Origin of the sequence: Pseudomonas sp. PH1b, assembly GCF_000633395.1 — a bacterium.
Lineage (GTDB): Bacteria > Pseudomonadota > Gammaproteobacteria > Pseudomonadales > Pseudomonadaceae > Aquipseudomonas.
The window spans coordinates 123,544-136,870 of the sequence record NZ_AYMU01000006.1 but is presented as its reverse complement, the minus strand read 5'-3'; the positions used below and the strand labels follow the sequence as shown (position 1 = coordinate 136,870).

The 13,327-nt window shown below is 63.1% G+C and carries 11 protein-coding genes; 4 read left to right on the top strand and 7 right to left on the bottom strand.

What is annotated here, in order from left to right; genetic code table 11:
- Positions 1–367 precede the first annotated feature (367 nt).
- From tcyN to U873_RS0112005, 4 genes are all read right to left on the bottom strand, one after another.
- Complete coding sequence (tcyN, locus tag U873_RS0112020) at positions 368–1,129, bottom strand: L-cystine ABC transporter ATP-binding protein TcyN (RefSeq protein WP_025128501.1); 762 nt, start codon at positions 1,127–1,129, stop codon at positions 368–370.
- 4 nt (positions 1,130–1,133) lie between these two features.
- On the bottom strand, positions 1,134–1,799 hold the full coding sequence (gene tcyL, locus U873_RS0112015) for a cystine ABC transporter permease (protein WP_025128500.1): 666 nt from the start codon (positions 1,797–1,799) through the stop codon (positions 1,134–1,136).
- Positions 1,799–2,596: a cystine ABC transporter substrate-binding protein gene (tcyJ, locus tag U873_RS0112010; RefSeq protein WP_025128499.1), complete on the bottom strand. Its 798-nt coding sequence runs from the start codon at positions 2,594–2,596 to the stop codon at positions 1,799–1,801. Before tcyJ ends, tcyL begins: the two co-directional genes overlap by 1 nt.
- 506 nt (positions 2,597–3,102) lie before the next feature.
- A complete protein-coding gene (locus tag U873_RS0112005; protein ID WP_025128498.1) occupies positions 3,103–4,098 on the bottom strand; it encodes a D-cysteine desulfhydrase in 996 nt (331 codons plus the stop codon).
- A 189-nt stretch (positions 4,099–4,287) separates the two neighbouring features.
- On the opposite strand from U873_RS0112005, the gene epsC reads away from it, so the two are divergent.
- Positions 4,288–5,214 carry a serine O-acetyltransferase EpsC gene (gene epsC, locus U873_RS0112000; RefSeq protein WP_025128497.1) on the top strand — a complete coding sequence of 309 codons (927 nt, stop codon included), beginning with the start codon at positions 4,288–4,290 and terminating at the stop codon, positions 5,212–5,214.
- A 723-nt stretch (positions 5,215–5,937) separates the two neighbouring features.
- Complete coding sequence (betT, locus tag U873_RS0111995; RefSeq protein ID WP_177330264.1) at positions 5,938–7,899, top strand: choline transporter BetT; 1,962 nt, start codon at positions 5,938–5,940, stop codon at positions 7,897–7,899.
- A gap of 37 nt (positions 7,900–7,936) precedes the next feature.
- Here the strand turns inward: betT and U873_RS0111990 are convergent, their stop codons facing one another.
- Complete coding sequence (locus tag U873_RS0111990) at positions 7,937–8,194, bottom strand: hypothetical protein (protein WP_025128495.1); 258 nt, start codon at positions 8,192–8,194, stop codon at positions 7,937–7,939.
- Between the two features lie 70 nt (positions 8,195–8,264).
- A complete protein-coding gene (locus tag U873_RS0111985) occupies positions 8,265–9,005 on the bottom strand; it encodes an SDR family oxidoreductase (RefSeq protein ID WP_025128494.1) in 741 nt (246 codons plus the stop codon).
- Positions 9,006–9,138: 133 nt separating this feature from the next.
- Here U873_RS0111985 and U873_RS0111980 point away from each other — a divergent pair, with 133 nt between their 5' ends.
- Both U873_RS0111980 and mgrA read left to right on the top strand, forming a co-directional pair.
- Positions 9,139–10,029, top strand: a complete 891-nt coding sequence (locus tag U873_RS0111980; RefSeq protein ID WP_025128493.1) for a LysR family transcriptional regulator — start codon at positions 9,139–9,141, stop codon at positions 10,027–10,029.
- An 895-nt stretch (positions 10,030–10,924) separates the two neighbouring features.
- Entirely contained in the window at positions 10,925–11,962 is a 1,038-nt protein-coding gene (gene mgrA, locus U873_RS0111975; RefSeq protein ID WP_025128492.1) for an L-glyceraldehyde 3-phosphate reductase, read from the top strand.
- A 103-nt stretch (positions 11,963–12,065) separates the two neighbouring features.
- Here the strand turns inward: mgrA and U873_RS0111970 are convergent, their stop codons facing one another.
- Entirely contained in the window at positions 12,066–13,262 is a 1,197-nt protein-coding gene (locus U873_RS0111970) for an HlyD family secretion protein (protein ID WP_025128491.1), read from the bottom strand.
- Positions 13,263–13,327 lie beyond the last annotated feature (65 nt).

Below are 13,327 nucleotides of genomic sequence, written 5' to 3'. Positions count from 1 at the left end.
CAAGGCCTTAGCGTGCTTCTACGACTATGGTTTCAGCGACGAATGCCTCCCCAAAACCACCCCGTAGCTGCACGTAGGAGCTGGCTTGCCAGCGAAGGCGTTCGCGAGGGCGATGCAAGGCTTGAGGGCCTTTTCGCCGGCAAGCCGGCTCCTACGAGGGGGATGAGAGGCCTGGCCTGCTGTAGGAGCTGGCTTGCCAGCGAAGGCGTCCGCGAGGGCGATGCAAGGCTTGCGGGCCTTTTCGCCGGCAAGCCGGCTCCTACGAGGGGGATGAGAGGCGTGGCCTGCTGTAGGAGCTGGCTTGCCAGCGAAGGCGTCCGCGAGGGCGATGCAAGGCTCGAGGGCCTTTTCGCCGGCAAGCTGGCTCCTACAAGGGGGCGTGGCTTGCGCTGAGAAACTTGCTCAGAAACTGTCGGGTGCGCTCTTGCTGAGGGTTGGCGAACAGCGCCTTGGCTTCGCCCTGTTCGACGATCACCCCCTTGTCGAAGAAGATCACTCGGTTGGCCACGTCCCGGGCGAAGCTCATCTCGTGGGTGACGATGACCATGGTGCGTTTCTCTTCGGCCAGGCTGCGGATGGTGGCCAGCACTTCGCCCACCAGCTCGGGGTCGAGGGCCGAGGTGGGTTCGTCGAACAGGATCACCCGGGGTTCCATGGCCAGGGCCCGGGCAATCGCCACCCGCTGTTGCTGGCCACCGGACAGGCGCCTTGGGTAGCTGTCTTCCTTGCCCGCCAGGCCGACCTTGGCCAGCAGCGCGCGACCCAGGGCGATGGCTTGTTCCCGTGGGGTTTTCTTCACCACCAGCGGGCCCTCGATGACGTTCTCCAGGGCGGTGCGGTGGGGGAACAGGTTGAAGTTCTGGAACACGAAGCCCACTTGCTGGCGCAACTGGCGGATCCGCCCTTGTTGCTGGCTCAGGGGGATGCTGCTGTCGATGCTGATGTCACCGATGCGGATGCGGCCGCTAGTCGGTTCTTCAAGAAAATTCAGGCAGCGCAGGAAGGTGGTCTTGCCCGAGCCGCTGGGGCCGATGATGGCAACCACCTCGCCTTCCTTGACCTCCAGGTCGATGCCGTTGAGTACGGTCTGGCCCTTGAACTGCTTGGTCAGTTTTTCCACCACGATCATGGCTTCAGGACTCCTGGTCGTGCCGATTGACCCGCTCTTCCAGACGGTTCTGCAGGTGCGCGAGCACGCTGGCGAGAATCCAGTAGATCAGAGCGGCGGCAAGATACATGGTGAAGATTTCGAAGGTGCGGGCGGTGATCAGCTGCGCCTGGCGGAACAGTTCCGGTACCTGGATGGTGGCGGCCAGGGCCGTGTCCTTGACCAGGGAAATGAAACTGTTACCCAGCGGCGGCAAGGCGGTGCGCATGGCTTGCGGCAGGATCGCCCGGCGCAGGGTCTGGGCCCGGGTCATGCCGATGCTGGCGGCGGCCTCCCATTGGCCACGCTCGATGGAGCCGATGGCGGCCCTGAGGATTTCACAGGCATAGGCCGCCATGTTCAGGGAGAAACCGATCAGCGCCGCGGGCAGCGGGTCCAGTTCCAGCCCCAGTTGCGGCAGGCCGTAATAGATCACGAAGAGCTGCACCAAGAGCGGCGTGCCGCGAAAGAACGACACGTAGATGCGGGCAATCCAGCTCAGCAGCTTGAAGCGCGACAGCCGCATCAAGGCCAGGCCAAAGCCCAGCAGCAGTCCGAAGAACATGCCGCCGAGGCTGAGGATGACCGTGTAGTACGCGCCCTTGAGAAGAAATGGCGCTGAATCCAGCGCCAGTTGCAGGCCTGCTTCCATTATTGGGTGACGTCAGCGTTGAAGTATTTTTCCGAGAGTTTTTTCAAGGTACCGTCGGCCCGCAGTTCCTCGATGGCCTTGTTCACCGCAGCCAGCAGTTCAGGTTCGCCCTTGCGCAGGGCCACGCCGGCTTCCTGGCGGGAGAAGGGCTCACCGGATACCACCAGGGTGTCCTTGGTTTTCTTGATCAGCTCGAAGGCCGCCAGGCGGTCCACCAGGATGGCTTCGATACGGCCTACGCGCAGGTCCTGGTACTTGGTCGGATCGTCGTCGTAGGTCTTGATGATGGCGGTGGGCACATTGTCCTTGAGCCATTGCTCGTAGTTGGTGCCCAGGCCTACGCCGACCTTGTGGCCACCCAGGTCGGCGGCGGTCTTGAACTTGCCTTCGTCCTTCTTCTGGGTCAGGGCCTGGATGCCGGAGACGGTATAGGGGATGGAGAAATCGTACTTTTTCTTGCGCTCTTCAGAGATGGTCACCTGGTTGACCACGGCGTCCAGGCGCTTGGACTCCAGGGCGGCGAGAATGCCGTCCCACTTGGTCGGCTGCAGCTTGACCTTGACCCCGAGCTTTTGCGCCAGGGCTTCGGAGAACTCCACCTCGAAGCCGGTCAGTTTGCCGTTTTCGTCCACATAGCTGAACGGTGGGTAAGTGCCTTCCAGGCCGACGTTGATGACGCCGGCATCCTTGATTTTCTGCAGTTGCTCGCCGGCAACCGCTTGCCCCATCAGTCCGGCACTGAAGGCCAGGCCCAGTGTGCCAATCAGCAGATTGCGACGCAGTACGGAAAGATTCATGACAAGCCCCTGTGTGTTTTCTTATGCACGATGCGGGTGGAGTTGCAGGTCAATCGGTGAGGCGAAAGCAACGCTTTATCCTGCCTTAAATGCAGCATATGCGTCTCGTGGCAAATGAGCCTGCGGCGCGACTATAAGGCGGCATTAATAGGTTTAAAAATAATATAAATTCAATTTGTTATTCCATTTTGTTCGGTTCTTCTCGCGCCATCCCCCGTAGGAGCTGGCTTGCCAGCGAAGGCGGCATCGCGGGCCATGCAAGGCCCATGGGCCTCTTCGCCGGCAAGCCGGCTCCTACAAAGAGCTCCATTGCCCTGGCCTCGTAGGAGCTGGCTTGCCAGCGAAGGCGTCGTCGAGGGCGGCGCAAGGCTCGTGGGCCTCTTCGCCGGCAAGCCGGCTCCTACAAAGAACTCCATTGCCCTGGCCTCGTAGGAGCTGGCTTGCCAGCGAAGGCGTCGTCGAGGGCGGCGCAAGGTTCGTGAGCCTCTTCACCGGCAAGCCGGCTCCTACGAGAAGGCGCCGGCGTAGGCGAACAGCGCCGGGGCCCCGCCGGTGTGCAGGAAGATGATCGGGCCCTCGTCGAAACGCTGGCGGCCGACCCCATCCAGCAGGCCGGCCATGGCCTTGCCGGTGTACACCGGGTCCAGCAGCAGGCCTTCCTGGCTGGCCAGCAGCTTGACCGCTGCCAGGGTTCCGGCATTCGGTTCACCGTAGCGCGGGGCGAAGTACTCGTCCCACAACTGCACGTTGAATGCGTCGGGCAGCTTCACTCCCAGCAGCTCGGCAGTGCGCTCGGCCAGGCCCTGGACCTTGGGCCGCTGGTCTTCTTCGCTGCGCGACACGGTGATGCCGATCACCGGCAGCTGTGGCAGCACTTCGCTCAGGGCCAGGGCCAGGCCGCTGTGGGTGCCGGCGCTGCCGGAGGCCAGCAGCACCGCGGCAAATTCCAGGCCGCTGTCTTCGATCTGCTGCGCCAACTCCAGGCCGGCGCGCACGTAGCCCAGGGCCCCCAGGGCGTTAGAGCCGCCGATGGGCACCAGGTAGGGTTTCTTGCCGTTGCTGCGCAGGCGCGCGGCCAGGGCGCGCAGTTGCTCGTCGGCCTGGTCGAGGTTTTCCACCAGCTCGACCTTGGCGTCGAACAGATCCAGCAGCAGGCGGTTGCCGTTGCCCAGGTAGTTGGGGTCCTCGGTGCCGATCGGGTTCTCCAGCAGGGCCACGCAGCCCAGCCCCAACTGGGCGGCCAGGGCTGCGGTCTGGCGCACATGGTTGGACTGGAGGGCACCGGCGGTGATCAGCGTATCGGCGCCCTGGGCCAGGGCATCGGCGGCCAGGTATTCGAGCTTGCGCAGCTTGTTGCCGCCCATGGCCAGGGGCGTGAGGTCGTCGCGTTTGATGTAGATGTCACGACCGATCCAGGCCGACAGGCGTTCGAGCTTTTCCAGGGCGGTGGTAGACCTGAGCAGGTCGAGACGATTAAAGCGGGCGAGCTGTTGTTTGATCATGGGGCCGCACGGAACAGGGAAGGTGCAAGGACTATAGGCAGCGATATTTGCCCGGGCAACCGCCAATCGCTTATGCGAAAAAGTGCTTGGGTCCGCACAATTAGTTCTTAAACGTGGTCGTGACCGGGCGTAAAGTGATCGCCGTTTGCGCGGCCCGATTGTCCGGCCGCCCGAGTAAGGAGTCTTATCGTGAGCGAGCGTTCCAGCCATTGGCAATTGCACACCATCGTCGGCCAACTGCGCGATGCCCGTGATCAGTGGCGTACCCGCAACGGTCGGGTCAGCGGTGAGCAGGGTGGGCGCGAGCTGCCTTCGCGAGCGGCCATGGCAGAAATCCTTGAAGCCCTGTGCGGCGCGCTGTTCCCCATGCGCCTGGGGCCGGTGGACCTGCGCGAGGAGAGCGAGGACTTCTACGTTGGCCACACCCTGGACGCGGCGCTCAATGCCCTGCTGGCCCAGGCACGCCTGGAACTGCGCTACGTGGCCCGGCACAACGGCGAAGCGGATGCCGAGGTCAACGCCCGGGCGATCCGCCTGATCCAGGATTTCGCCCTGGCCCTGCCGGGCCTGCGAGTGCTGCTGGACACCGATGTACTGGCGGCCTATCACGGTGACCCGGCGGCCCGCAGCGTCGATGAAGTGCTGCTGTGCTACCCGGGCATCCTGGCGGTGATCCACCATCGCCTGGCGCACCACCTGTATCGCGCCGGCCTGCCGTTGCTGGCGCGCATCAGCGCGGAAATCGCCCATTCGGCCACCGGTATCGACATTCACCCGGGGGCGCAGATCGGCCGTAGCTTCTTCATCGACCACGGCACCGGCGTGGTGATCGGCGAGACCGCGATCATTGGCGAACGGGTACGCATCTACCAGGCGGTGACTCTGGGGGCCAAGCGCTTCCCGGCGGACGAAGACGGCCAGTTGCAGAAGGGCCACCCGCGCCACCCGATCGTCGAGGACGACGTGGTGATCTATGCCGGCGCCACCATCCTCGGGCGGATCACCATTGGCAAGGGCTCGACCATTGGCGGCAACGTCTGGCTGACCCGCAGCGTGCCGGCCGGCTGCAACCTGACCCAGGCCAACCTGCAGCACGACGACGGCTCGCAAAAGTAGGCGCTGGCTTATGAACGGGCTGGCTTGTGTAGGAGCTGGCTTGCCAGCGAAGGCGTCCCCCAGAGCGATGCAAGGCTTGCGGGCCTCTTCGCCGGCAAGCCGGCTCCTACGGAAGAAGGTGTACGGCGGTTTGCTGTAGGAGCTGGCTTGCCAGCGAAGGCGCCCCCGGGAGCGACGCAGGCTTGCGGGCCTCTTCGCCGGCAAGCCGGCTCCTACGGAAGAAGGTGTGCGGTGGCTTGCTGTAGGAGCTGGCTTGCCAGCGAAAGCGCCCTCGAGAGCGACGCAAGGCTTGCGGGCCTCTTCGCCGGCAAGCCGGCTCCTACGGAAGAAGGTGTGCGGTGGCTTGCTGTAGGAGCTGGCTTGCCAGCGAAGGCGCCCCTGAGAGCGACGCAGGACTTGCGGGCCTCTTCGCCGGCAAGCCGGCTCCTACGGGAGAGTGGCCGGCTCGGCAAGGGGCTTTTTTCTGCTGAACGATTGCGTTCGACATACGTCATACCCTTCCCTGAGCTAGCGTACTGACAGTACCGCTGAGCCCTGCGATTAGTCCTGAGCCCCCTATCCATGTTTAACTTGAACGCTTGTTCAAGTTAAACCGGTGGTTCGCTGCCCGCTCACAACAGGAGGCTTGCCTTTGCTGAGTCCGTACATTTCAGCCATGTTTCACCCCCTCGAGGTGCACCACTCATGAGTGCGCCATCCACCTCCGCGAATACTCTGATTCGCATGAACCCTCCGGTGTTCTACTTCGCCGCGAGCTTTATCCTGATCTTCGGCGTGGTGGTGATTTCCATGCCGGAACAAGCCGGCGCCTGGCTCCTGGCAGCGCAAAACTGGGCGGCCAATACGGTCGGCTGGTACTACATGCTGGCCATGACCCTGTACCTGGTCTTCGTGGTGGTCACCGCCTTGTCCGGCTACGGCAAGATCAAGCTCGGTGCCGACCACGACGAACCCGAGTTCAGTTACCTGTCATGGGCCGGCATGCTGTTCGCCGCCGGGATCAGCATCACTCTGTTCTTCTTCTGCGTCTCCGAACCCCTGACCCACATGCTCCAGCCGCCCCAGGGCGAGGCCGGCACCGCCGAGGCGGCGCGCCAAGGCATGCAGCTGCTGTTCCTGCACTGGGGCCTGCACGGTTGGGGGGTGTTCGCCTTCGTCGGCATGGCCCTGGCGTATTTCGCCTACCGGCACAACCTGCCCCTGGCCCTGCGTTCGGCGCTGTACCCGCTGATCGGCAAGCGCATCAACGGTCCTATCGGTTATGCGGTGGACGGCTTCGGCATCATCGCCACGGTGTTCGGCCTCGGGGCCGACATGGGCTTTGGTGTGCTGCACCTCAATTCCGGTCTCGACTACCTGTTCGGCATCGCCCACACCCAGTGGGTCCAGGTCGGGCTGATCACCCTGATGATGGGCGCGGCGATCATCGTCGCGGTGTCCGGTGTGGACAAGGGTGTGCGGGTGATGTCCGACATCAACATGCTGCTGGCGGTGGCACTGCTGCTGTTCGTGCTGTTCGCCGGCCCTACCCAGCACCTGCTCAATACCCTGATCCAGAACCTCGGTGACTACCTGGGGGCCTTGCCGGTCAAGAGCTTCGATGTCTACGCCTACAACAAGCCCAGCGACTGGCTGGGTGGCTGGACGGTGTTCTACTGGGCCTGGTGGATTGCATGGTCGCCGTTCGTGGGCCTGTTCATCGCGCGTATTTCCCGTGGCCGGACCATCCGCGAGTTCGTCTTCGGCGTGCTGCTGATTCCCCTGGGCTTCACCCTGGCGTGGATGTCGATCTTCGGTAACAGCGCCATCGATCAGGTGCTCAACCACGGCATGAGTGCCCTGGGCATGTCGGCCATCGACAACCCGTCGATGACCCTCTACCTGCTGCTGGAAACCTACCCCTGGAGCAAGACTGTGATCGCCGTCACGGTGTTCATCAGCTTCGTGTTCTTCGTCACCTCGGCCGACTCCGGCACCGTGGTGCTCTCGACCCTTTCCGCCCGCGGCAACAACGCCGACGAGGACGGGCCGAAATGGCTGCGGGTGTTCTGGGGGGCGATGACCGCGCTGGTCACCAGCGCGCTGCTGTTCGCCGGCAGCATCGACTCGCTGAAATCGGCGGTGGTCCTGACCTCGCTGCCGTTCTCGCTGATCCTGCTGCTGATGATGTGGGGGCTGCACAAGGCGTTCTACCTGGAGTCGCAACGTCGTATTGCCCAATTGCACTCCCTGGCGCCGGTGGCACCTTCACGTCGTGGCAAGGGCGGTTGGCGCCAGCGCCTGAGCCAGGCCGTGCACTTCCCGTCGCGGGATGAGGTGTATCGCTTCCTTGACCAGACCGTGCGCCCGGCCATCGAGGAGGTGACGGCGGTGTTCGTCGAGAAGGGGTTGAATGTGGTGACCCAGCCCGACCCGGCCAACGACAGCGTCAGCCTGGAGATCGGTCATGGTGACCAGCATCCGTTCATCTACCAGGTGCAGATGCGCGGTTACTTCACCCCGTCCTTCGCCCGTGGCGGCATGGGGCCCAAAGAGTTGCGCAATCGTCGTTACTACCGGGCCGAAGTGCACCTGGCCGAGGGCAGCCAGGATTACGATCTGATGGGCTACACCAAGGAGCAGATCATCAACGACATCCTCGATCAGTACGAACGCCACATGCAGTTCCTGCATCTGGTGCGTTGATCGGCAGGTGGGTTGGCGAGGGGCAATCCCTCGCTGATCAGGCCCGGGTGAGCAGCAGATAGAGCGCCAGGGCCCCCACCGGCAGTGCGAACACCAGGCTACCGATCACCAGCTCCGATCCCAGGGGCTGGTGGGCGGTGACCACGCCTACCGCTGCGTTGATCACTGTCAGCGCCAGCCACAGCCCGATGAAACCGTAGCTCAGGGCTTCCCGACTGAACCCCAGCCGTTCGCCGATGAACAGCACCAGGGCCAGCAGCGCCAGGCCGAAGGTGATGATGATGGTGGTGTGCATGCCGGGTTTCTCCCTGCAGTGGCCGGCTGGCCGGCGAAGGGGCGTGCGGCCCTGTCATCCAGCATAGGCGTCAAACCAGCCCGCCATTGGCCCGCAGGATCTGTCCGTTGACCCAGGCCGCCGCCGGGCTCGCCAGGAAGGCGACGACGCTGGCAATGTCCTGCGGCTGCCCCAGGCGCTCCAGAGGCGGCATCTTGGCGAAGTTGCGGATCTGCTCTTCGCTCTTGCCCTGCAGGAACAGTTCGCTGGCCACCGGCCCCGGCGCCACGGCGTTGACCCGGATGTTGCGCCCGCGCAGCTCCTTGGCGAACACCTGGGTCAGGGATTCCACCGCGGCCTTGCTGGCGATGTACACCGCGTAGCCCGGCAGGTTGAGGCCCACCGTACTGCTGGAGAAGTTGACGATGCAGCCGCCGTCATTGAGACGGGTGGCGGCCTCGCGCAGGGTATTGAAAGTGCCGCGGGTGTTGACGGCGAAAGTCTGCTCGTACAGCTCGTCGCTGTGCTGGGCCAACGGCAAGACCTTGAGAATGCCGGCGTTGTTGATCAGCACGTCGACCCGGCCCAGTTGCTTTTCGGTCTCGTCGAACAGCCACCTTACATCGGCGGCACTGGCCACGTCGGCCTTGACCGCGATTGCCTGGTGCCCCGCCTGGCGCAACTCCACCACCAGCCTGGAGGCTTCCTCGGCGCTGCTGGCGTAGTTGATCGCCACGGCGTAGCCGTCCTCGGCCAACTGGCGGGCGATCACCGCACCGATGCCTCGGGAGGCTCCGGTGACAATGGCAACTTTTGCGGCTTGAGCGGTCATGGCGAGTGTCCTTTTGCTAAGGATGAATGGCTTGAAGTGGCTGCAGGTTTGCTGATTTACCTCGACCAATAAATGCGCCAGAGTTGCCTTGACTGTTCAATTGTCGCCAACAATCCAGCCTCCGGAGCCGCCTGTGGACCAAGTCAAAGCGATGAAGGTATTCGTGCGGATCTACGAGCGCAGCAGTTTCACTCTAGCTGCCGATGACCTGAACCTGCCCCGGGCGACCCTGACCCATACCCTCAACCAGTTCGAAGCCTGGCTCGGCACCCGTTTGCTGGAGCGCAGCACCCGCCGGGTACGCCCGACCCTGGACGGCGAGGCTTATTACCCGCGGTGCGTGCAGCTGCTGGCGCAGTTGGAGGAGGCCGAACTGGCGTTTCGCACAGTGGCGCCTCAAGGGCGCTTGCGGGTGGACATGCACGGCACCCTGGCCAAGCATTTTGTCATCCCGCGGCTGGGGCAGTTCATGCAACGTTATCCACAGCTCGAATTGTCCATCAGCGAGGCCGACCACTTTGTCGATCTGATCGCCGAGGGTGTGGATTGCGTATTGCGGGCCGGCACCCTGGAGGACTCTTCGCTGGTGGGGCGGCGGGTGGCGAACTTGCGCCAGGTGACCTGCGCCAGCCCCGATTACCTGGGGCAATTCGGCGAGCCGCGTAGCCTGCAGGAGCTCGGTCAGCATCGGGCGGTGAACTATGTTTCACCCATGGCGAGCCGGGTATTGCCTTTTGAGTTCCTGGTGGACGGCGAGCTGCGAGAGGTGGCCATCGATGGCGGGCTGTCAGTATCCGGTGCCCAGGTCTACGGTGCGTCGGCGCTGGCTGGCCTGGGCATTATCCAGTGCCCGCATTATCACGTGGCCGAGCAGATCGCTCAGGGCTTGATGGTGGAAATCCTTGCCGATATGCCGCCACCGCCCATGCCGGTGTCGGTGGTCTACCCCCAAAACCGCCAGCTGTCGCCACGGGTGAGGGTGTTTGTCGACTGGCTGGCGGAGGTCTTCGCCAAGGCGGTCTGAACGGGCGGGAAGGGCATGCAGGCAGATTGCCGTTTAGTGTTGCCGATCCTTGGCACGGCAGCAGGCTCCCGCACCATAAACTCAACAGCCAAAGACCTCATCAGATGCTTTTGCAGCGGCCCAGCTCGCTGTTTTTCCTCGCCTTTGACCTGTGTGAGTGCCATCCAGCGCCTGCCCGGCGCGAATCGTTTTTGCCAGCTATAAACAATCAGTGCCCGGCGCTCGTGCGCTCTGCCTCGATGGTTTCTCGACGTGCTGCAGGATTTCCAGAGCTCGCTTTCCACTGGGCGCTCGTCCCTTTTCGCCCATGGCGCACCTTCTACGTAGTTTTCAGGCCTTTCTGGTTAAATTTTATACAAGGCATTTTGATGTTACTGAATACGATTAAGTACTGTGCTACGTGGTATGTATAAACTGATTTTTTGCAGCCTTTGTGATGCTCGGATAAAAAACGGTAAATGGACCCTCGATGCATGCTTCAAGTGCTGATTTGGCGCTGGCTCATGATCGGCATTGCATATTTCATTGGGCAATCCGTGAATGAGTGTGGTTGAGTGGCCTGAGCGAAAAACTCCTGAAAGTGCTGTTTTTGCCGCTCGAAAGGGGACTAAAAACAGTACGAATTCAGTACGAAATAAAGCCTTGAGCTTCGACCGCCCATGGCCTTCATTGCAGGCCAGGTGCTTGTCTGGCGGAACTGCTGTCCCGTGATCGGTTCAGAACTGCGTAGGCGTGCCGGACTTTGTGCGGGCCTTGGTGGCCGACAGGGTCGCAGGAGCCGTTCCATCCGCTTGAACCCCTGAGTTGCCATCCGGGCCTGCCAATGGCCGGTGCTGCTTCGAACGCTTTGCGAAGCCCCGGGAAGTGATGGCTGGTCAATCCAAGAGAGGAATCGATGACTTATTTCGCTGCCGAGAATCGCTACGACTCTATTCCCTATCGCCGAGTCGGCCGCAGCGGCCTGGTGCTGCCGGCGCTGTCCCTGGGGCTTTGGCACAACTTCGGCGACAGCACGCCGATCGACACCCAGCGCGCGCTGCTGCGTACGGCTTTCGACCTGGGCATCAACCATTTCGACATGGCCAACAACTACGGCCCGCCCTATGGCAGTGCCGAGATCAACTTTGGGCGCCTGCTGCGGGAGGACTTCAAGGCCTATCGCGACGAGCTGATCATCTCCAGCAAGGCCGGTTGGGACATGTGGCCCGGCCCCTATGGCCAGGGCGGTGGTTCCCGTAAATATGTGCTGGCCAGCCTCGACCAGAGCTTGCAGCGGCTGGGGGTGGACTATGTGGATATCTTCTATTCCCACCGCTTCGACCCGGACACGCCCCTGGAGGAAACCGCCAGCGCCCTGGCCAGCGCCGTGCAGCAGGGCAAGGCGCTGTACATCGGCATTTCCTCCTATTCGGGAGTGAAGACCCGGGAAATGGCGGCGTTGCTCAAGGAGTGGAAGGTGCCGCTGCTGATTCACCAGCCGGCATACAACATGCTCAATCGCTGGGTGGAGAAAGACCTGCTGGACACCACCGAAGAGCTGGGTGTCGGGGTGATTGCCTTTACTCCGCTGGCCCAGGGGCTGCTCACCGACAAGTACCTCCAGGGCATTCCCGAGGATGCACGGGTCAATCGCCCAGGCGGTGGTTCGCTGCAGGCTTCGCACTTGTCGGAGGCCAATATCGCTCACGTGCGTGCCCTCAACGAGATCGCCAGGAACCGCGGCCAAAGCCTGGCGCAGTTGGCCCTGGCCTGGACCCTGCGTGATCCGCGAGTGACCTCGGCATTGATTGGTGCGAGCCGGCCGGAGCAGATCATCGAGAACGTCGGTGCGCTGCAGAACCTGGGGTTCAGTGTGGAGGAGTTGGCAGAGATCGATCATTTCGCCAAGGAAGGTCGCATCAACCTGTGGGAGAAACCGTCCACGGCCGAGTAGGGCGCTGCGCAACGCGGAACGACAACAGCCCCCTGGCGAGCGATCGGCAGGGGGCTGTTGGTTTTCGTAAGCCGCGGCGGCCCGGGGCTTGTGGTTGATGTGGTTATTTTGCGCTGTTGGCGCTGACCTTCAAGGCCGGCTGGCTGTCGGCCCGGGCCAGGGCTCGCTCCTGGGAATCATCCAGATCGACTTTTGCCGTGACCGAAAGGCCGGGGCGCAGGCGCTCGAGGCCTGGCTGGTTGGCGTCGAAGCGAATCCGCACCGGTACCCGCTGGACGATCTTGGTGAAGTTGCCGGTGCCTGGCTCGAAGGGCAGCAGGGCAAAGGTCGAGCCCGAGCCCGGTGCCAGGCTTTCCACGGTGCCGACGATGCTCACGCCCGGCAGGGCATCGATCTTGATCCGGGTCGCTTGCCCCGGGTACATGTGCTGGGTCTGGGTTTCCTTGAAGTTGGCCAGTACATAGAGTTCATGCAGCGGCACCAGGGTCAGCATGCGTGAGCCCGGTTGTACGTAGTCCCCCACCTGAATCTGGCGATTGCCCACGGTGCCGTCCATCGGCGCATAGACCGTGGTGTGCCTCAGGTCCTGCTGCGCCAGCTCCAGTCGGGCCTTGGCGGTGACCACCCGGGCCTGGGCCATTTGCAGTTGCGCCTGCAGGCGCTGGCGCTGGGCGGAGGTCACGGCGAGGTCGTTTTCCGCGACCTGCAACATCGCCTGGGCATAAGCGTGGCCTTGTTCCGCGGAGATGGCCTGGGTGCTGTACTTCTCCACTTCGTTGCGGGCCACGGCGCCGGTGGTGACCAGGGTGTCGAAGCGGTTGCGCTCCGCTCCGGCGCGCTTGGATTCGGCCTGGGTGGTACGGATCGACGTGCGCGCCGCCAGGACCCGGGCATTGGCCAGGCGCAGTTCCGCGTCCTGGATGGTCAGGGCCGCTTCGGCCAGGGCCACCTGGGCCAGATTGTCGGCCAAATCGCCCTCGGCCAGGGCCACCCGGCTGTCGAACTCTTCAGTGTTGATGCGCACCAGTGGCTGTCCGGCACTGACGCTCTGGTGATCCTTGACCAGGACCTCGGTCACCAGGCCGTGGACACGTGGCGCCACGGAAGTGGCATCGGCGGCGATATAGGCATCGTCGGTGGCTTCAGTGGATGGCGCCATGAGCACCCAGGCCACTCCGATCGCCACCAGGGTCAGGGCGATAGCACCGGCGATCAGAGGACGCTTGGAGCGCTTGCGCGGTTTTTCCGTCTCTTGAGCGGCTTGCAGGATGGCGTTCTGAGTCTGGGTGCTCTGCTCCATGTTGAAGCTCCATGCGGTTTTGAATTACGATCATAATATTCACATGTCGGTCGCAATACTACAGG

Coding starts and splice junctions, on each gene's coding strand:
- U873_RS0111985 (WP_025128494.1), bottom strand. CDS start 9,005: ATGACCGCTCAAGCCGCAAAAGTTGCCATTGTCACCGGAGCCTCCCGA.
- U873_RS0111970 (WP_025128491.1), bottom strand. CDS start 13,262: ATGGAGCAGAGCACCCAGACTCAGAACGCCATCCTGCAAGCCGCTCAA.
- betT (WP_177330264.1), top strand. CDS start 5,938: ATGAACCCTCCGGTGTTCTACTTCGCCGCGAGCTTTATCCTGATCTTC.
- tcyL (WP_025128500.1), bottom strand. CDS start 1,799: ATGGAAGCAGGCCTGCAACTGGCGCTGGATTCAGCGCCATTTCTTCTC.
- tcyN (WP_025128501.1), bottom strand. CDS start 1,129: ATGATCGTGGTGGAAAAACTGACCAAGCAGTTCAAGGGCCAGACCGTA.
- U873_RS0112005 (WP_025128498.1), bottom strand. CDS start 4,098: ATGATCAAACAACAGCTCGCCCGCTTTAATCGTCTCGACCTGCTCAGG.
- tcyJ (WP_025128499.1), bottom strand. CDS start 2,596: ATGAATCTTTCCGTACTGCGTCGCAATCTGCTGATTGGCACACTGGGC.
- mgrA (WP_025128492.1), top strand. CDS start 10,925: ATGACTTATTTCGCTGCCGAGAATCGCTACGACTCTATTCCCTATCGC.
- U873_RS0111990 (WP_025128495.1), bottom strand. CDS start 8,194: ATGCACACCACCATCATCATCACCTTCGGCCTGGCGCTGCTGGCCCTG.